Origin of the sequence: Pseudomonas sp. GM21 (assembly GCF_000282215.1) — a bacterium.
Classification (GTDB): domain Bacteria; phylum Pseudomonadota; class Gammaproteobacteria; order Pseudomonadales; family Pseudomonadaceae; genus Aquipseudomonas.
Map to the genome: position 1 here is coordinate 20,039 of NZ_AKJS01000132.1, position 17,384 is coordinate 37,422.

The 17,384-nt window shown below is 59.2% G+C and carries 15 protein-coding genes; 10 read left to right on the forward strand and 5 right to left on the reverse strand.

What is annotated here, in order from left to right:
• Positions 1–36 precede the first annotated feature (36 nt).
• On the reverse strand, positions 37–1,386 hold the full coding sequence (locus PMI22_RS07755) for a sensor domain-containing protein (RefSeq protein WP_007947611.1): 1,350 nt from the start codon (positions 1,384–1,386) through the stop codon (positions 37–39).
• Between the two features lie 17 nt (positions 1,387–1,403).
• Complete coding sequence (locus PMI22_RS07750) at positions 1,404–2,042, reverse strand: LysE family translocator (RefSeq protein ID WP_007947612.1); 639 nt, start codon at positions 2,040–2,042, stop codon at positions 1,404–1,406.
• Between the two features lie 181 nt (positions 2,043–2,223).
• Between PMI22_RS07750 and PMI22_RS31740 the strand changes: the two genes are divergently transcribed.
• From PMI22_RS31740 to PMI22_RS07735, 4 genes are all read left to right on the forward strand, one after another.
• A complete protein-coding gene (locus PMI22_RS31740; protein ID WP_033049532.1) occupies positions 2,224–2,412 on the forward strand; it encodes a hypothetical protein in 189 nt (62 codons plus the stop codon).
• Between the two features lie 103 nt (positions 2,413–2,515).
• Positions 2,516–3,751 carry an aminotransferase class I/II-fold pyridoxal phosphate-dependent enzyme gene (locus PMI22_RS07745; RefSeq protein WP_007947614.1) on the forward strand — a complete coding sequence of 412 codons (1,236 nt, stop codon included), beginning with the start codon at positions 2,516–2,518 and terminating at the stop codon, positions 3,749–3,751.
• 17 nt (positions 3,752–3,768) lie between these two features.
• Positions 3,769–4,938, forward strand: coding sequence for a multidrug effflux MFS transporter (locus PMI22_RS07740; RefSeq protein WP_007947615.1), 1,170 nt, complete (start codon positions 3,769–3,771; stop codon positions 4,936–4,938).
• 68 nt (positions 4,939–5,006) lie between these two features.
• On the forward strand, positions 5,007–6,026 hold the full coding sequence (locus PMI22_RS07735) for a DUF4917 family protein (RefSeq protein ID WP_007947619.1): 1,020 nt from the start codon (positions 5,007–5,009) through the stop codon (positions 6,024–6,026).
• Positions 6,027–6,138: 112 nt separating this feature from the next.
• Here the strand turns inward: PMI22_RS07735 and PMI22_RS07730 are convergent, their stop codons facing one another.
• Positions 6,139–6,483 carry a YegP family protein gene (locus PMI22_RS07730; RefSeq protein WP_007947620.1) on the reverse strand — a complete coding sequence of 115 codons (345 nt, stop codon included), beginning with the start codon at positions 6,481–6,483 and terminating at the stop codon, positions 6,139–6,141.
• A 105-nt stretch (positions 6,484–6,588) separates the two neighbouring features.
• The gene (locus PMI22_RS07725) at positions 6,589–7,167 is read right to left on the reverse strand and encodes an acyl carrier protein phosphodiesterase (RefSeq protein WP_007947621.1); all 579 of its coding nucleotides are present in this window, start codon (positions 7,165–7,167) and stop codon (positions 6,589–6,591) included.
• Between the two features lie 170 nt (positions 7,168–7,337).
• On the opposite strand from PMI22_RS07725, the gene PMI22_RS07720 reads away from it, so the two are divergent.
• Genes PMI22_RS07720 through PMI22_RS07710 form a run of 3 tightly spaced genes read left to right on the forward strand, consistent with a single transcriptional unit; the run spans position 7,338 to position 9,920 of the window.
• Positions 7,338–7,640 carry an ArsR/SmtB family transcription factor gene (locus PMI22_RS07720; protein WP_007947622.1) on the forward strand — a complete coding sequence of 101 codons (303 nt, stop codon included), beginning with the start codon at positions 7,338–7,340 and terminating at the stop codon, positions 7,638–7,640.
• 35 nt (positions 7,641–7,675) lie between these two features.
• Positions 7,676–8,842, forward strand: a complete 1,167-nt coding sequence (locus PMI22_RS07715) for an MFS transporter (protein WP_007947623.1) — start codon at positions 7,676–7,678, stop codon at positions 8,840–8,842.
• 28 nt (positions 8,843–8,870) lie between these two features.
• On the forward strand, positions 8,871–9,920 hold the full coding sequence (locus PMI22_RS07710; protein ID WP_007947624.1) for an alkene reductase: 1,050 nt from the start codon (positions 8,871–8,873) through the stop codon (positions 9,918–9,920).
• 223 nt (positions 9,921–10,143) lie between these two features.
• Here PMI22_RS07710 and emhR read toward each other — a convergent pair whose 3' ends face one another.
• Positions 10,144–10,776 carry an efflux system transcriptional repressor EmhR gene (gene emhR, locus PMI22_RS07705; protein WP_007947625.1) on the reverse strand — a complete coding sequence of 211 codons (633 nt, stop codon included), beginning with the start codon at positions 10,774–10,776 and terminating at the stop codon, positions 10,144–10,146.
• A 265-nt stretch (positions 10,777–11,041) separates the two neighbouring features.
• Between emhR and PMI22_RS07700 the strand changes: the two genes are divergently transcribed.
• From PMI22_RS07700 to emhC, 3 genes are read left to right on the forward strand one after another with little or no spacing between them, the layout of a single operon-like run.
• Complete coding sequence (locus PMI22_RS07700) at positions 11,042–12,199, forward strand: efflux RND transporter periplasmic adaptor subunit (RefSeq protein WP_007947627.1); 1,158 nt, start codon at positions 11,042–11,044, stop codon at positions 12,197–12,199.
• Between the two features lie 3 nt (positions 12,200–12,202).
• A complete protein-coding gene (emhB, locus tag PMI22_RS07695; protein ID WP_007947628.1) occupies positions 12,203–15,367 on the forward strand; it encodes an efflux RND transporter permease subunit EmhB in 3,165 nt (1,054 codons plus the stop codon).
• On the forward strand, positions 15,364–16,824 hold the full coding sequence (gene emhC, locus PMI22_RS07690) for an efflux RND transporter outer membrane subunit EmhC (protein ID WP_007947629.1): 1,461 nt from the start codon (positions 15,364–15,366) through the stop codon (positions 16,822–16,824). Before emhB ends, emhC begins: the two co-directional genes overlap by 4 nt.
• The last annotated feature ends 560 nt before the right edge of the window (positions 16,825–17,384 follow it).

Below are 17,384 nucleotides of genomic sequence, written 5' to 3' on the forward strand. Positions count from 1 at the left end.
AAAGCTGAAAAAGCCGCGACGAACGGCGGCACCGCTTCAGACTTCGAGGCGCAGATGATGCTGGCGTTTGGCGGTGTACATGGCCTCGTCGGCATGCCTGAGCAGCTGCTGTTCTTCGGTGCCGTGCTCGGGGAAATGAGCGACGCCTATGCTGATCTGGATGTTCAGGTTATGCCCGTCCAGACGCAGCGGCTGCGCCAGGACCTGAAGGATTTTTTCCGACACCCTGTCGGCGTCTTCCGAAGCGTGGATGCTGTGCAACAACACCACAAACTCGTCGCCGCCGATGCGTGCCACGGTGTCGGTTTCGCGTACGCAACCCTTGAGCCGATTGGCCACCGCTTGCAAGAGCATGTCGCCCACCGTATGGCCGTGGGTGTCGTTGACGTCCTTGAAGCGATCAAGGTCGACGTACAGCAATGCCATGCGCCCGCCCTCTGCGCGAGCCTGCGCCAATGAAGCCTTGAGACGATCACGCAGCAGCCCGCGATTGGGCAGTTGAGTCAGCTGATCGTACTGCGCCATTTGCTGCAGCCGGGCATGCAATTGCTTGCGCTCGATGGCGGTCGCGACCTGCGCGCAGACGTATTGCAACAGTTCCTTGTCCTGCTCGGTGTAGCGCTCGCCCCCCGGTACGCTTTTGACGATGAGCGCGCCGATGGTGCCGTTTTTCGAGTTCAATGGCACAACCAGCCAGCAGGGCGAATTCGGGTCTTCGATCGACATCTCGAAGCCTGCGTACGAATTGTCCTGCTCCGGGGACAGTAAAATCGGCTGACCGCTGCGTATCACTTCCGCACACAGGCGTTCGGTCATAATGCCAGGCTGCTCGGGTTGCAGTTCATCGTCGTCGACGTGATAAGGGAAATTCAATTGCCCGTAGTGTTCGTCATACAGCGCCACAGAGAAATTCAGCGCGGGCAGCCATTCACCAATGATCAGGTGAATGCGTTTGAACAGCGTCAGCAAGTCTTCTGCTGCGTGAGCGGCCTCAGAGATCGCATACAACGCGGCTTGCCGGGACTCGGCCTGCTTGCGTTCGGTGATGTCCCGGGCCACCGCGATACGTAATTGATCGACTTCCGACCAGCGCGCCGACCAGAGGATATGCACCACTTGGCCGTCCTTGCGCAGGTAACGGTTTTCAAAGTTGAGTTTGGGCTCGCCGCCCATGATTTCCCGCGCGGCATCGAGCGTGCGCTGGCGATCGGCAGGATGCACCAGATCGATCATCGACTGGCCGATCATCTCTTCGGGGGTGTAACCGAAAATGCGCTCGAAAGCCGCACTGACAAATACGAAGCGACCTTGCTTGTCGACCGCACAAACGGCGTCGAGCAACAGATCGAGGTAGCTTGCCAGCGGTGCGGAGTTACTGTTTGCCATGGAGCCCTGCTCTGGATTCAAGCCTTGTTCGTGACCAGCCCGGGCAACGCGTGCGCCAGGGCATTAATGGCAAAACCGATAAACATGACCCCGCACAACCGGGTGATCGCCAGTTCATGACGCTGATACAAGGTCCGAACCTGCCGTGCACCAACTATACCGATGAGGATAGCGTAAGCGATCAAACCACCGACGAAACTCAGGACAATCAACCACGGCAACATCGACCAGTGCAGCAGCTCCGCACGGCTGGACAACAGCGCCGTAAACGTCGCCACCGCCACCGGGTACGCCTTGGGATTGGTCAGACCGAACAATATGCCGTGCCAGAACGGCTGGCGAGCCGGCCCTTGAGGCGCCTCGGCACTGCTGCGTTTCGCCCGTACAGCGCGCAAACCGAGCCAGAACAAATAGAGGCCACTGAGCACACCCAAGACATCGAACGCCGTGCTGCCGATTTCCCGCGCGCCGACAATCGCGATCAACGCGGTGCTGCACCAGACCACATCCCCGAGCAGGTGCCCACACAAGAACCCCGCTCCAGCCCGTCGACCACTCGCCGCGCCAATGCCGAACACCGCCAACACACCCGGCCCCGGCGTGATGCCATAGATGAAACCCGAGGCGAGAACAGCCATTAGCAGCGATGGGGTCATGGGAAGTCCTGAGGAACCAATGAGCGAATGGACACCAGTCTATCCCAGCGCGCACGCCCCAATCATCAACCGCGCGCTATTCCCTCGCCAATCCGCCCATTCAACCCGTTCAACGCCTGATCCCCACGGTATAAACCGGAGACATCCTTTACGTTCTAAACCGGAGACATCGTTTACAGGTATGAAATACGGTCAGCGTGCCCTCTTCGTGGACGGCGACGAACAACTGGAGGGTGAGCAGGTCGAGACGGCGGATCTGGCTTTTTGCAGCATGGAGGGCTCGCTGACTTCTGTGCGGCTGAATGGGCAGGACAACCGGGTTTTGCCTCACACCCACACAGCCATCGTCCTACACATAAAAATCTTGTAACACTCGACCGAAGCGGAAACGGCCGATTCAGCGTCAACGTCGCACTCTGTAAAGTCTGGCAACACACACGGATGGCTTCACCACTCAAGGACAGACACTTCAAATGGACCAGACCACGCACGCGGCAAATACCTTCACCAACTATCGAAAATTGATCTCGCTGGCCGATCACGACTGGGAAGTCGCAGAAGCCGGGAAGGTCGCGGGACTGAATGTCAACATCAGAAGCAGCAACCGCATGGTTGACCAGCACGGACGCGCCTTTCATCACTTCTGCACCACATCTTATCTGGGCCTGGATCACCATACCGACCTGCTCGACGGCGCCATGACCACCTTGTGGGAAACCGGCACCCTGCGCGTGGCCAACTCAAAAAACCGCTGCAAACTGGCGATCCTCGAACAGTACGAATCCGAGCTGTCAGCGTTGTTCGGTGCCACCTGCCTGAGCACCTTGTCGTGCAGCGCGGCAAGTGCCGGCATCCTGCCGCTGCTGGCCAGCGGCGTGTTCACCGAAAACCGGCCGCCGGTAATGGTGTTTGACCGGTTGGCGCACTACTCGATGAATCACCTGAAAGCCGCCTGCGCTGATGAAACCAGAGTCGTGACCAGTCCGCACAACGACATGGACTTTCTGGAAACGCAATGCCAGCAAAACACCAGGGTCGCGTATGTTGCCGACGGTGCTTACAGCATGGGCGGGGTCGCCGACATGGACAGCCTTTTGTACCTGAAGGACCGTTATGGGTTGTTTCTCTATCTCGACGACTCCCACGCGCTGTCCACCGTCGGCACATTCGGTGCCGGCCTGGTGCGCCCCAGGTTTCAGGCCCTGGAAGATGACGGCCTGGTCGTTGCCTCACTGGCCAAGTCATTTGGCGCCAGCGGCGGGCTGGTGATGCTGGGCAATGAACGGCAGAAAAAGCTGATTCAACGCTACGGCGGACCCAGCAACTGGTCACAAAGCCTGAACAGCGCGGCCATCGGTGCGGGCAGAGCCTCCATCCAGTTGCATCAAACGCCGGCATTTGCCGCGTTACAGGAAAAACTTCAGGTTAATATCCGGCTCTTTGACAGCCTGATCCGAACCGCACAGCACGGCAGCAACATGGCGATTCGCTTGATCCACTGCGGTGAAGCGGCACGGGCCAACCGCATCGCCATCGAATTGGCCAACCTCGGTTTCTTCACCTCGGCGGTGTTTTTTCCGGTAGTTGCCCAAGGCAAGGCGGCTGTGAGAATCACCTTGCGGGCCGACATGGAACCGATGCTGATCCGCCACTTTTGTGAGCTCGTCACCGAGCTTTTATGCACGCCTGCCGAAGTCGCCGGCGATTGAACACCAGGGAAGATGTCATGAAGAGCCGCAGCACCCTCCTTGTCACTTGCAGCACGGTTTTTCTCGCTCAATTGGGCATGAGCATTTACCTGCCGGCGCTACCGGAGATGGCTCGGTACCTGTCCGCCGAGGCCTCGCAGGTGTCCTGGGGGCTGGCAGTGTACTTGATCGGCATGGCGATGCCGATGTTGTTCTGGGGCAGCCTCGGTCAGCGCATCGGTCGCAAACCGGTATTGCTCGCGGCGTTGGGCATTTATGGGCTGGGCAACCTCGTACTGCCGCTGAGCCAGACACTTGAATCGTTCCTGATGATTCGACTGATTCAAGGCATCGGTGCCAGCGGAATTTCGGTGATGGCCCGAGTGCTGATCCGCGACAGCTTTCGCGGCGATCTGCTGGCGAAGGCATTGTCGTGGATTTCGATTTCATTTGTGGTGGCGCTGGGAATCGGCCAGTACCTGGGGGCGGTTATTCAGGTGGCGCTGGGCTGGTCGGCGATTTTCTATCTGTTGGGGGGCGCGAGCCTGTTGATGGCGACGGTTGTGGCGCGAGTCCCGTTTGCGGTGCCGACCGAGGACAATGTGCAGCCATCTGCGTGGCCAAGTTACGGGCGCATTTTGTGCGATCGAGCCTTCCTGTTGCCGGCCCTCACCGGCGGCCTCGGCTATGGGGTGATCGTCGCCTTCAACACCGCCGCGCCGTTGATTCTGCAAGGTCCGTTCAATTGGTCGGCAGTGGAATACGGGGGGCTGGGCTGGCCGATCAGCGCGGCGTATTTTCTGGGGGCATTGGCGGTCAATGGCTTGGTGCTGCGCACCGGTCAACGCCGATTGATGACGGCCGGCGTCGGGCTGGTGCTGGCGGGCAGCGCGGTGATGTTGTTGGGCAATATTGCCGGCACCAGCCTTGCGCTGCTGTTCTGGTTGCCCTATTGCGTGGCGGTGTTCGGGCAATCGCTGACCTACCCGATCAGCTTGTCGCTGGCCAACGACGGTTCACCGGTCGGTGGTGCTTATGCGATGGCCCTGAGCGGCTTTATTCATCAACTGATGGCTGCGGTCATTGGCGGTATCGCCAGCCTGATTGCCAGTCAGCAGGCGTGGCCACTCTCGCTGCTGTGCACGTTGCTGGCGGTGGGCGCGATGCTCTGCGTGATGCTCGCGCCGGGGCGCCAAAACACATGTTGATCTGACTCGTTGCCCGACCGTGATAAAGTCGCCGCCCATTAGCCCCTTGCTTCGAGACGACCACCGCAATGACCGATTTCCAGGATGTTGATGCCCAACTTGATGACTGGAACGCCTTGCGCGCCACCGCCTCGTTCAGCGGTTTGCTGGTGGGCAACGGCGCCAGCCGCGCCGTGTGGGACGATTTTGGTTACGACTCGCTGTTCGAGAATGCGCGCACCGTCGAAGAGAAACCCCTGAGCCAATCCGAGCTGAGCGTGTTCGAGGCGATGCAGACACGCAGTTTCGAGCAAGTACTGAGCGCGCTGAAAACCACCAGCCGGGTCAACAAGGCGCTGGCGGTCAGCTCCGCCGCACCGCGCAATCGCTATTACGCAGTCAAGGAAGCGCTGATCAACACCGTGCATGCCGTGCATATTCCGTGGCGGCTGGTGGTGCCTTCAACCCTGGCGACCATCAGCCGGGAACTGGGCTCCTATCAGACGGTATTTACCACAAACTATGACTTGCTCAATTACTGGTCGATCCAGCATCAACCAGACGCGATCACCGACCTGTTCCAGGGCACCGAGCCGGGTTTTGACCTGAGCACCACGACGACCGATAAAACCCGTTTGTTGTACCTGCACGGTGGTTTGCATCTGGTGCGCAATCAGGACGGCACCGCGCGCAAACTGATGTCGACCGAGGGCACGTTGCTCGGCAGTTTCGCGATCAACAATACGATCAAGACGCTGGATGACGTGCCGCTGTTTGTGAACGAAGGGCCGGCGCAGGACAAGCTCAAGACCATTCGCAGCTCGGATTATCTGTCGTTTTGTTATGACCAGTTATTGGGACATGGCGACGGGTTGTGCGTGTTTGGTCATGCGCTGGGTGAGCAGGACAGTCATATTGTTCATGCGCTGCGCCAGGCGAAACCAACGGTGGTGGCGATCTCGATTTACCCGCGCAGCAAAGCGTTTATTCAGCATCAGAAGCGGCATTACGCGAAGGTGTTTGAGGGGACGGGATCGGAGTTACGGTTTTTTGATTCGAAGACGCATGCGTTGGGGAGTCCGAAGCTGACGGTTCCCGTCGAGGTTTAGTGGCGACGCGGCTGACGCCATCGTCGGATCGCCGCCCGGAGCCGGCTCGCTCCCACCTTTAATCGCGTTCCGCCAGTACAGATGCAGTCGAAAATGGGAGCGGCGGTGTAGTTCAGAGCACCGGCAAGGTCTTGTCCTTGATCACGGTGGTCGGCCCGTTGGCCTTCACACTGGCGATGCCTTTTTCCCGTGCGGCCTCGGAGGAATAGGCTTCACTGCTGCCGATGATTTCGTGGTTGGCGGCCTTGAGGTTGAAGTAAGGATGGCCATCCTTGGTGGTCTTTTTTTCGTAGCGTTCATCCAGCGGGCTGTTTTTTTGCACCGAGGCAATGCCGTTGTCGGCTGCGCTGCGGGTGGTGTAATGCTCGCTGGCCAGAATGGTTTCGGCATTGGCCGCTTTTAATACAAACCGAAACTGGCCGCTGCTGGTTTTGCTCAACTCGTACCATCCAGACATGCTCTTTCTCCTTGGCAATTAAGATGTTTCGCGCTTCAGAGTAAAGACCAGCCCGGGACATCTGTCGCCTGTACCGACCTCATCGCGAGGCCGCTCCCACAGGAGTTAGGGTGCTGGGTAGTTTTGGGCGAATACCTGAAGCTGTGGATAGAACAACCGAAAATCCTCGCTTAACGGTTCATACAACACCCGCAATTCCTGCATCGCCCCCGCCAGTTCCTCAGGCCGGGTCAATCGCCGTGAAATCCCCCGCAGTACCTGCTCCAGCACCTCGAACTCCCGATAAGAACCCAACCAGTCATTCGCCACCATGTGCGGCGCGATCTTCGCCAGGCGCTCGGGCAATTGCGGTTCGGCCGTCAGTACCCGGTACACATCAGAGGTGAACAGTTCCAGTGGCCGGTCGGCGTATAGCGTCCAGTTCCGTGCCAGGCAGTGGTCGAAAAACACGTCGAGCACGATCCCGGCGTATCGCCGGCGAGTGCTGGAAAACCGTGACAACGAAACGTCCACCAACGGGTGGCGGTCGGTAAACACGTCGATGCTGCGGTGCAGCTGGATGGCCGCCTCAATTTCCGGATCGTATTGCCCTTGCAGCCGTCCTTTGACGAAATCGCCATACAGACTGCCGAGCAATTGACCGGGACGCGGGCCACCGAGGTGAAGATGTGCGAGATAGTTCATCCGCGCAGCTTAGCACTGCACCTTTGTTTCCATACACCCACGCATCGTTATAACCCGATATACCGATTTATGCGCTCGTCAGAGCAAAATTATATTGGTATATCGCGAAATACCGATTTAAAGTTCGCCTCATCGCGATATAGCGTTTTACTCATCACGAGCTCCCAGCCATGAACCTCGACTTCGACGAAATAATAAAAGCCCTGGCACACCCGGTACGGCGAGAAATCCTGCACTGGCTCAAAAACCCGGACGTCGAATTCCCTGACCAGTCCCACAGCAACGAGCACGGCGTTTGCGCCGGACAGATCGATCAACGTTGCGGCTTGTCGCAGTCCACGGTGTCCGCGCACCTGGCGACCCTGCAACGCGCCGGCCTGATCAGCAGCCGCAAAGTCGGCCAGTGGCATTTTTTCAAACGTAATGAGGAAACCATCCAGGAATTCCTCAAGACCTTCAGTAAAGAGCTCTGACCCTTAACGTCAGTCAGCCGACAAGGAATCAAACAATGCCCCTCTCGCTCCTCATTCTGGCCTTGAGTGCCTTCGCCATCGGCACCACCGAGTTCGTCATCATGGGCCTGCTGCCCGATGTGGCGGCGGACCTCGGTGTGTCGATCCCCGGCGCTGGCTGGCTGGTGACCGGTTACGCCCTGGGCGTGGCCATCGGGGCGCCATTCATGGCACTGGCCACCGCCCGGCTGCCGCGCAAGGCGGCACTGGTTGCGTTGATGGGTATTTTCATCATCGGCAACCTGCTCTGCGCCCTGGCCAGTGACTACAACGTGTTGATGTTTGCGCGGGTCGTCACGGCTCTCTGCCACGGTGCCTTCTTCGGTATCGGTTCGGTGGTGGCGGCAGGTCTGGTGCCGGCCAACAAACGCGCTTCGGCCGTGGCCTTGATGTTCACCGGCCTGACCCTGGCCAACGTGCTCGGCGTTCCCTTGGGCACCGCGCTCGGTCAGCAAGCCGGCTGGCGTTCGACCTTCTGGGCCGTGACCGTGATCGGTGTGATTGCCTTGATCGGCCTGATCCGCTTCCTGCCGGCCAAGCGCGATGAAGAAAAACTCGACATGCGCGCCGAACTGGCAGCGCTCAAGGGCGCCGGGATCTGGTTGTCCCTGAGCATGACTGCGCTGTTCGCCGCCTCGGTCTTCACCCTGTTCACCTACGTCGCGCCGCTGCTCGGCGAAGTCACCGGAGTCTCGCCGCGCGGCGTGACCTGGACATTGATGCTCATCGGCCTGGGCCTGACCGTCGGCAATATCATCGGCGGCAAACTGGCAGACAAAGGCATGGCCGCGACACTGATCGGCGTGTTCATCAGCATGGCGGTGGTGTCCACCGTACTGACATGGACCAGCGTCGCGCTGATCCCGACCGAAATCACCCTGTTCCTCTGGGCGACCGCGTGTTTTGCCGCCGTCCCAGCCCTGCAAGTGAACGTAGTGACCTTTGGCAAAGCGGCACCAAACCTGGTGTCGACCCTGAACATCGGCGCTTTCAACATCGGCAACGCACTCGGTGCCTGGGTCGGCGGCAGCGTCATCGCCCACGGCTACGGCCTGACCAGCGTGCCCCTCGCGGCCGCCGCACTGGCGGTGCTCGCCCTGCTGGTGACCCTGATTACTTTCCGCCAGAGCGGCAATCCCGAACTGGCTCCAGCGACTCACTAAACCACCTAGACCTCACGAGGGTGCATTCATGACGACTATTTTCGATCCGATCAAACTGGGCGACATCGAGTTGGCCAACCGCATCATCATGGCGCCGCTGACCCGCTGCCGCGCCGACGAAGGCCGCGTGCCGAACGCGCTGATGGCCGAGTACTACGTCCAGCGCGCTTCCGCTGGCCTGATCCTCAGCGAAGCCACGTCGGTCACGCCGATGGGCGTCGGCTACCCGGACACCCCGGGCATCTGGTCCAACGACCAGGTACGCGGCTGGGCTAACGTGACCAAAGCCATCCACGGCGCGGGCGGCAAGATCTTCCTGCAACTGTGGCACGTCGGCCGGGTTTCTCACACCTCATACCTGAACGGCGAAGCGCCGGTCGCACCGAGCGCCATCCAGCCAAAAGGCCACGTCAGCCTGGTTCGCCCATTGGCGGATTACCCAACCCCGCGTGCCCTGGAAACCGCTGAAATCGCCGACATCGTCGACGCTTACCGCACCGGCGCCGAGAACGCCAAAGCCGCAGGTTTTGACGGTGTGGAAATCCATGGTGCCAACGGATACCTGCTCGACCAGTTCCTGCAAAGCAGCACCAACCAGCGCACCGACCAATACGGCGGTTCCCTGGAAAACCGTGCGCGCCTGCTGCTGGAAGTGACCGACGCGGCCATCGAAGTCTGGGGCGCCGGTCGCGTCGGTGTGCACCTGGCACCGCGCGCTGACTCTCATGACATGGGCGACGACAACCTCGCCGAAACCTTCATCTACGTTGCTCGCGAATTGGGCAAACGTGGCATCGCGTTCATCTGCTCGCGCGAAAAAGAAGCCGGCGACAGCCTTGGCCCGCAATTAAAAGAAGCCTTCGGTGGTCCGTACATCGCCAACGAACGCTTCACCAAGGACAGCGCCAACGCCTGGCTGGCCAGCGGCAAGGCCGATGCAGTGGCCTTCGGCGTGCCGTTCATTGCCAACCCGGACCTGCCTGCACGTTTGAAGGCCGACGCGCCGTTGAACGACGCGCGTCCAGAACTGTTCTACGGCAAAGGCCCGGTGGGTTACATCGACTACCCGGTGATGTAAGCGTCAAATACTGAAATGCAAAAAAGCCCCGACTCCTCAGAGCCGGGGCTTTTTCTGTTTCAGGTGGTGTGCTCGCACTCATTCACACCCACGACACAAATTTCCTACAAATTACGTAGCTCGCTACCTGTCATCCTGGCGAGTGTGCGTATATAAAAGCAGCCCATGGAATCCGGCGTCCGCTTTGACAGTTACCACACGTGAAGCCAATTTCGCTTTTTTTTCATTTGCGCAGGCTTGGGCTCAAGCGCAGCATGTCCAGCCCCGTCTCCACCCAACGCTCGGCGTCGGCGTGCAATTGAAAGCTGTCGGGCGCCAGCAGCCACTGGTACAGGATGCCGTCGATATAGGCATGCAGGCTGATGGCAGCGCGTGCCGTGTCGAGGTCTTTGGGCATTTGCCCCCGATTCACGGCATTACTCAAGGCCAGGGCAATTCGAACATTGCAATCCAGGCTGACCGTTCGGCGCTGCTGTCGCAGGTCGCACATTTCATCGGTGAATTCGCACTTATGAAACAAAATCTCATTGATGCGTCGGGTCTTTGGATCCAGCGCAACTTGATGAAACAAATGAATCAGCAGTTTGCGCATGCAACCGAGCGGATCGAGTTCATCCTCGCTTTCACTGGCCCTGGCCATTTCATCCAGTGGCTCATGCAAGGTATCCAGCATGGCCTGCACCAAATCGGCCTTGTTGCTGAAATGCCAATAGATAGCACCGCGAGTCACACCGGCCAACGTAGCGATGTCCGCCAAAGTCGTACGCGCCACGCCCCTTTCATAAAAGGCTTTTTCTGCCGCTTCGAGTATCTGGCTGCGGGTTTCTTGAGCTTCCTCTTTGGTACGACGGACCATGGCAGTAAAACCTCAATCAGGATGCCTCAGCGATGTCTGAACATCAGCTGAATAAAAATGGAGCGAGCGCTCTTGGGTGCCGTCCCCGTCTTGCAATTCAAACCTTTGAACGGCTTTTGTAGAGAAGTGGATACGCAGCCGAGGTGTTTACAAACAACCATGAACGTAAGTATATTCCTTAGCAAGCTACTTATCCACTCAGCACCCCATTTTTAACCTTCCACCTTTCTCGTGCGCATGATGCGCGCCGGACCCGAGGATTTTCATGCAATTCAAGTCAGCTGTTACCGCTCTGGTCACTGCCGTCGCCTTGGCATCGCTGCTCAGCGGATGCAAAAAGGAAGAAGCCGCACCAGCCGCACCGCCTCCTCAGGTCGGCGTTGTCACTCTGAAAACCCAAGCCTTCACCCTGACATCCGACCTGCCGGGCCGTACCAGCGCCTACCGCATCGCCGAAGTTCGCCCCCAAGTGAACGGCATCATTCTCAAGCGCATGTTCAAGGAAGGCGGCGACGTCAAAATTGGCCAGCAGCTGTATCAGATTGATTCGTCGGTTTATGACGCCACGTTGAAAAGTGCAGAAGCCAACCTGCAACAGACCAAGTCGATCTCCGACCGCTACAAACAACTGGTCGCCGAACAAGCGGTAAGCCGTCAGGAATACGACACGGCCGTAGCCAACCGGATGCAATCGGAAGCCGCGCTGCAAACGGCTCAGATCAACGTGCGCTACACCAAGGTTTACGCACCGCTGACCGGTCGTATCGGTCGCTCCAACGTGACAGAAGGCGCGCTGGTGACCAGCGGCCAGGTTGATCCGATGGCGGTGATCCAGCAAATCGACCCGATCTATGTCGACGTGACCCAATCCTCTGTGGAGTTGCTGCAACTGCGCCGCGAACTGGAAAGCGGTCGTCTGCAAAAGGCCGGCGACAACTCGGCGGCGGTCAAGCTGACCCTCGAAGACGGCAGCCAGTACAAGCTGGACGGCAAGCTTGAGTTCTCCGAGATCTCGGTTGACCAGACCACCGGTTCCGTCACCCTGCGTGCCGTGTTCCCGAACCCTGAACACACCCTTCTGCCGGGCATGTTCGTTCACGCTCAATTGCAGGCCGGTGTGAACTCGGCAGCGATTCTGGCGCCGCAACAAGGCGTGACCCGCGACCTTAAAGGCACGCCGACTGCACTGGTCGTCGGTCCTGACAACAAGGTCGAACTGCGCCATCTCAAGGCCAACCGCACCGTCGGTAGCCAATGGTTGATCGAGGACGGCCTGAAGGCAGGCGATCGCCTGATCACCGAAGGGCTGCAATTCGTCAAGCCTGGTATCGAAGTCAAAGCCACTGAAGCGACTAACGTTGGCGCAAAGAACCCGGCCCCCGCACAGGCAGCTGACAAAGCTTCCAGCGGCAAAGGGGAATAACCCATGTCGAAATTTTTTATCGACCGTCCGATTTTCGCCTGGGTAATAGCCCTGGTGATCATGCTGGTCGGGGCACTATCGATCCTCAAGCTGCCGATCAACCAATACCCGAGCATTGCGCCTCCGGCAATCGCCATCTCCGTGGCCTACCCGGGTGCTTCGGCACAAACGGTACAAGACACCGTGGTGCAGGTGATCGAGCAGCAGCTCAACGGTATCGACCACTTGCGTTATGTGTCCTCGGAAAGTAACTCCGACGGCACCATGACCATCACCGCGACCTTCGAGCAAGGCACCAACTCCGATACCGCGCAGGTTCAGGTCCAGAACAAACTGAACCTGGCCACCCCGTTGCTGCCGCAAGAAGTGCAGCAGCAAGGTATCCGCGTTACCAAGGCGGTGAAAAACTTCCTGTTGGTGATCGGCGTGGTCTCGCGTGACGGCAGCATGACCAAGGACGACCTGTCCAACTACATCGTGTCGAACATGCAGGACCCGATCTCGCGGACCGCCGGTGTTGGTGACTTCCAGGTGTTCGGCTCGCAGTACGCCATGCGTATCTGGCTCGACCCGGCCAAGTTGAACAAATACAACCTGACCCCGATCGATGTCAAAACCGCCATCGCCGCACAGAACGTCCAGGTGTCGTCCGGCCAGCTTGGCGGCTTGCCTGCCCTGCCCGACACACAACTGAACGCCACGATCATCGGCAAGACCCGCCTGCAGACCGCTGAGCAATTCAATAAAATTCTGCTCAAGGTCAACAAGGACGGTTCTCAGGTTCGTTTGAAAGATGTCGCTGACGTCGGTCTGGGTGGTGAAAACTACAGCATCAATGCCCAGTTCAACGGCGCCCCGGCTTCCGGTCTGGCGGTGAAGCTGGCCACTGGCGCCAACGCTCTGGATACCGCCACAGCCCTGCGCAAGACCATCGACAGCCTCAAGCCTTTCTTCCCGGAAGGGATGGAAGTGGTGTTCCCGTATGACACCACCCCCGTGGTGACCGAGTCGATCAAAGGCGTGGTTCACACCCTGGTCGAAGCGGTCGCACTGGTGTTCCTGGTGATGTTCCTGTTCCTGCAAAACTTCCGCGCCACCATCATCACCACGATGACCGTGCCGGTGGTATTGCTGGGTACGTTCGGCATCCTCGCCGCGGCCGGTTTCAGTATCAACACCCTGACCATGTTCGGTATGGTCCTGGCCATCGGCTTGCTGGTGGACGACGCCATCGTTGTGGTGGAAAACGTCGAACGGGTGATGAGCGAAGAAGGCCTCTCGCCCAAGGAAGCCACCAAGAAATCCATGGGCCAGATCCAGGGTGCATTGGTGGGTATCGCCCTGGTGCTGTCGGCGGTTCTGCTGCCAATGGCGTTCTTCAGTGGCTCCACCGGCGTGATCTACAAGCAGTTCTCGATCACCATCGTCTCGGCCATGGCCTTGTCGGTTCTGGTTGCGCTGATCTTCACCCCGGCGCTCTGCGCCACCATGCTCAAGCCCATTCCCAAGGGTGAGCACGGCGTACCCAAGCGCGGCTTCTTTGGCTGGTTCAACCGCAACTTCGACCGGGGCGTCAGAAGCTACGAGCGCGGCGTGGGCAGCATGCTCGCGCGCAAGGCACCGTACCTGTTGGCCTACCTCCTCATCATTGTCGGCATGATCTGGCTGTTCACCCGTATCCCGACGGCGTTCCTGCCGGAAGAAGACCAGGGCGTACTTTTCGCCCAGGTGCAGACGCCGGCCGGCTCAACCTCCCAGCGCACCCAAGTGGTCGTGGACGAGATGCGTGAATTCCTGTTGCGTCCGAGCAAGGATGGCGGTGAAGGCGATGCGGTGAACTCGGTGTTTACCGTGACCGGTTTCAACTTCGCCGGTCGTGGCCAGAGCTCGGGTATGGCGTTCATCATGCTTCGACCATGGGACGAACGTAACGCCGACAACAACGTGTTCAAAGTGGCGGCCCGTGCCCAGCAGCACTTCTTCACCTTCCGTGATGCCATGGTATTTGCCTTCGCGCCTCCGGCGGTACTGGAACTGGGTAACGCCACCGGTTTCGACGTGTTCCTTCAGGACCGTGCCGGTATCGGTCACGAAAAACTGATGCAAGCACGCAACCAGTTCCTCGGCATGGCCGCGCAAAGCAAGATTCTGTCTCAGGTCCGTCCGAACGGCCTGAACGACGAACCGCAATACCAACTGGAAATCGATGACGAGAAGGCCAGTGCCCTGGGCATTACCATCGCCGACATCAACAACACCCTGTCGATCGCGCTGGGCAGTAGCTACGTCAACGACTTCATCGACCGTGGTCGAGTGAAGAAGGTTTACGTACAAGGCCAGCCTGGCTCGCGCATGAGCCCTGAAGACTTGAAGAAATGGTATGTGCGCAACAGCGCCGGCACCATGGTTCCGTTCACGGCGTTTGCCAAGGGTGAATGGATTTACGGATCGCCGAAGCTGGCCCGTTACAACGGCGTCGAAGCGATGGAAATCCTCGGCTCCCCGGCGCCGGGTTATTCCACCGGTGAAGCCATGGCCGAAGTCGAAGCCCTTGCCGCGAAACTGCCGGCGGGTGTGGGTATTTCCTGGACCGGCCTGTCATACGAGGAACGGTTGTCCGGTTCGCAAGCGCCAGCGCTGTACGCATTGTCGCTGCTGATGGTGTTCCTGTGTCTGGCGGCACTGTATGAAAGTTGGTCGATCCCGATTGCGGTGATGCTGGTGGTGCCTTTGGGGATCATCGGTGCACTGATGGCGACCAGCCTGCGCGGGCTGTCCAATGACGTGTATTTCCAGGTGGGCCTGTTGACGACCATCGGCCTGGCGGCGAAAAACGCCATTCTGATTGTCGAATTTGCAAAGGAACTGCATGAGCAAGGGCGCAGCCTGCGCGATGCAGCGATTGAAGCCAGCCGGATGCGTTTGCGACCGATCATCATGACCTCGCTCGCGTTCGTCCTGGGTGTGGTGCCACTGGCCATTTCCACCGGTGCAGGTTCGGGTAGCCAGCATGCCATCGGCACCGGAGTGATTGGCGGTATGATCACCGCCACCGTTCTGGCGATCTTCTGGGTCCCACTGTTCTTCGTCACTGTGTCGTCCATCGGTCAGCGCAAAATTGCCGACCCGGATGACGCCACTGAAACTCCTAAAGAGGCTGGCCAATGAGCAAGTCGCTACTTTCCCTAGCCGTCGCCGCGTTTGTGCTTGGTGGTTGCTCGCTGATACCCGACTATCAGCAGCCTGAGGCACCGGTGGCCGGCCAATACCCGCAGGGCCCGGCGTACTCGCCGGCCCAGGCACCGAGCCAGGCTGCGGCGGAGCAAGGCTGGAAGCAGTTTTTCCATGACCCGGCACTGCAACAGCTGATTCAGGTCGCGCTGGAAAACAACCGTGACTTGCGTGTCGCCGCGCTGAACATCGATGCCTTTGCAGCTCAATACCGCATCCAGCGTGCCGATCTGTTCCCGGCCATATCGGCCAATGGCAGCGGCAACCGCCAGCGCGTTCCGCAAAACTCTTCGCAGACCGGCGAGTCGGGTATCGTCAGTTCCTACTCGGCCACGGTCGGCATCAGTGCCTATGAACTCGACCTGTTTGGTCGGGTTCGCAGCCTCAGCGAAGAAGCGCTGCAAAAATACTTCGCCACGGAAGAAGGTCGACGCAGCACGCAGATCAGCCTGGTGGCCAACGTGGCTAACGCCTACCTGACCTGGCAAGCCGACAAGGAACTGCTGAAAGTCACCCAGGACACCCTCGGTGCGTTCGAGGAAAGCTACAAGCTCACCGCGCGCAGTGCCGAGGTCGGTGTGGCGTCGGCGCTGGACCTCGCCCAGTCGCGCACCTCGGTGGAAAACGCCCGGGCGCAATTGGCGAAGTACACCCGTCAGGTCGCTCAGGATGAAAACAGCCTGGTGCTGCTGCTCGGCACCGGCATCCCGGCCAACCTGCAAGCCGCCAAGCCGCTGTCTGACGATTTGCTCAGCGACGTACCAGCCGGCCTGCCATCGGACTTGCTGCAGCGTCGTCCGGACATTCTTCAGGCCGAATACAACCTCAAGGCCGCCAACGCCAACATCGGCGCGGCACGGGCGGCGTTCTTTCCGAGCATCAGCCTGACGGCCAACGCCGGCACCCTGAGCCCGGACTTGTCCGGTCTGTTCAAGGGCGGTTCGGGCACCTGGTTGTTCCAGCCGCAGATCAACTTGCCGATCTTCAACGCCGGCAGCCTGCGCGCCAGCCTGGATTATTCGAAAATCCAGAAAGACATCGGCGTGGCGAACTACGAGAAGTCCATTCAAACGGCCTTCCAGGAAGTCGCCGACGGCCTGGCCGCTCGCCAGACTTACACCGATCAGTTGAAGGCTCAGCGTGACTTCGTCACCGCCAACCAGGACTACTACCGTCTGGCCCAGCGTCGTTACCTCATCGGTGTCGACAGCAACCTGACCTTCCTCGATGCCCAGCGTCAGCTGTTCAACGCCCAACAAGTACTGATCACCGACCGTCTTGCGCAACTGGTCAGCGCGGTCAACCTGTACAAGGCCTTGGGTGGCGGCTGGAATCAGCAGACCGCCAAGGTCGAACCGCTGAAAGAAGAAGCGCCGAAGATGAAGTTGTTCTGATAGTGCTTTAAAACAAGAAGCCCACCTTTTGGTGGGCTTTTTGTTGGTTGCGGGAAAGGTGTGGTGTGATCGCTGGCCTCTTCGCGGGCAAGCCCGCTCCCACAGGGGATCCTCAGGCAACACTATTTATGACTAAAGAATATCAAAATGTGGGAGCGGGCTTGCCCGCGAAGAGGCCGATTAGTAAACCACAAAGACTAGATCAATCTTATGTTCGATAATCGCCCAGATCCCGCTTTCGCTGATTGAACTATCTAGTACATTCCCCCCACCATTCGTCGCACAAGACCAACAACATCAGGTTCACCCTATGCCCCCGCGCCCTGTCCTGTCCGGTTGATTGCGCTGCGTTTAACCAATCCGTTCTTTTGACTGCAACCCGACGTTGCGGCATCGCCCTGCTTCATCCCCAACAATTAGAGAGACCCGAGCCCATGACGCCTTCCCCCGCGCAGTATTTCTTCCCCGCCCTGATTGCCATCGCTGTGGCCTCTGCCGCCCTGCCCGCCCAAGCCGAGGAATCAGGTTTTGTCGACGGCGCCAAGGCCACGCTCAACCTG

Coding starts and splice junctions, on each gene's coding strand:
- PMI22_RS07735 (WP_007947619.1), top strand. CDS start 5,007: ATGACCGATTTCCAGGATGTTGATGCCCAACTTGATGACTGGAACGCC.
- emhC (WP_007947629.1), top strand. CDS start 15,364: ATGAGCAAGTCGCTACTTTCCCTAGCCGTCGCCGCGTTTGTGCTTGGT.
- PMI22_RS07720 (WP_007947622.1), top strand. CDS start 7,338: ATGAACCTCGACTTCGACGAAATAATAAAAGCCCTGGCACACCCGGTA.
- PMI22_RS07710 (WP_007947624.1), top strand. CDS start 8,871: ATGACGACTATTTTCGATCCGATCAAACTGGGCGACATCGAGTTGGCC.
- emhB (WP_007947628.1), top strand. CDS start 12,203: ATGTCGAAATTTTTTATCGACCGTCCGATTTTCGCCTGGGTAATAGCC.
- PMI22_RS07740 (WP_007947615.1), top strand. CDS start 3,769: ATGAAGAGCCGCAGCACCCTCCTTGTCACTTGCAGCACGGTTTTTCTC.
- PMI22_RS07730 (WP_007947620.1), bottom strand. CDS start 6,483: ATGTCTGGATGGTACGAGTTGAGCAAAACCAGCAGCGGCCAGTTTCGG.
- PMI22_RS07745 (WP_007947614.1), top strand. CDS start 2,516: ATGGACCAGACCACGCACGCGGCAAATACCTTCACCAACTATCGAAAA.
- PMI22_RS31740 (WP_033049532.1), top strand. CDS start 2,224: ATGAAATACGGTCAGCGTGCCCTCTTCGTGGACGGCGACGAACAACTG.
- PMI22_RS07755 (WP_007947611.1), bottom strand. CDS start 1,386: ATGGCAAACAGTAACTCCGCACCGCTGGCAAGCTACCTCGATCTGTTG.
- emhR (WP_007947625.1), bottom strand. CDS start 10,776: ATGGTCCGTCGTACCAAAGAGGAAGCTCAAGAAACCCGCAGCCAGATA.
- PMI22_RS07750 (WP_007947612.1), bottom strand. CDS start 2,042: ATGACCCCATCGCTGCTAATGGCTGTTCTCGCCTCGGGTTTCATCTAT.
- PMI22_RS07715 (WP_007947623.1), top strand. CDS start 7,676: ATGCCCCTCTCGCTCCTCATTCTGGCCTTGAGTGCCTTCGCCATCGGC.
- PMI22_RS07725 (WP_007947621.1), bottom strand. CDS start 7,167: ATGAACTATCTCGCACATCTTCACCTCGGTGGCCCGCGTCCCGGTCAA.
- PMI22_RS07700 (WP_007947627.1), top strand. CDS start 11,042: ATGCAATTCAAGTCAGCTGTTACCGCTCTGGTCACTGCCGTCGCCTTG.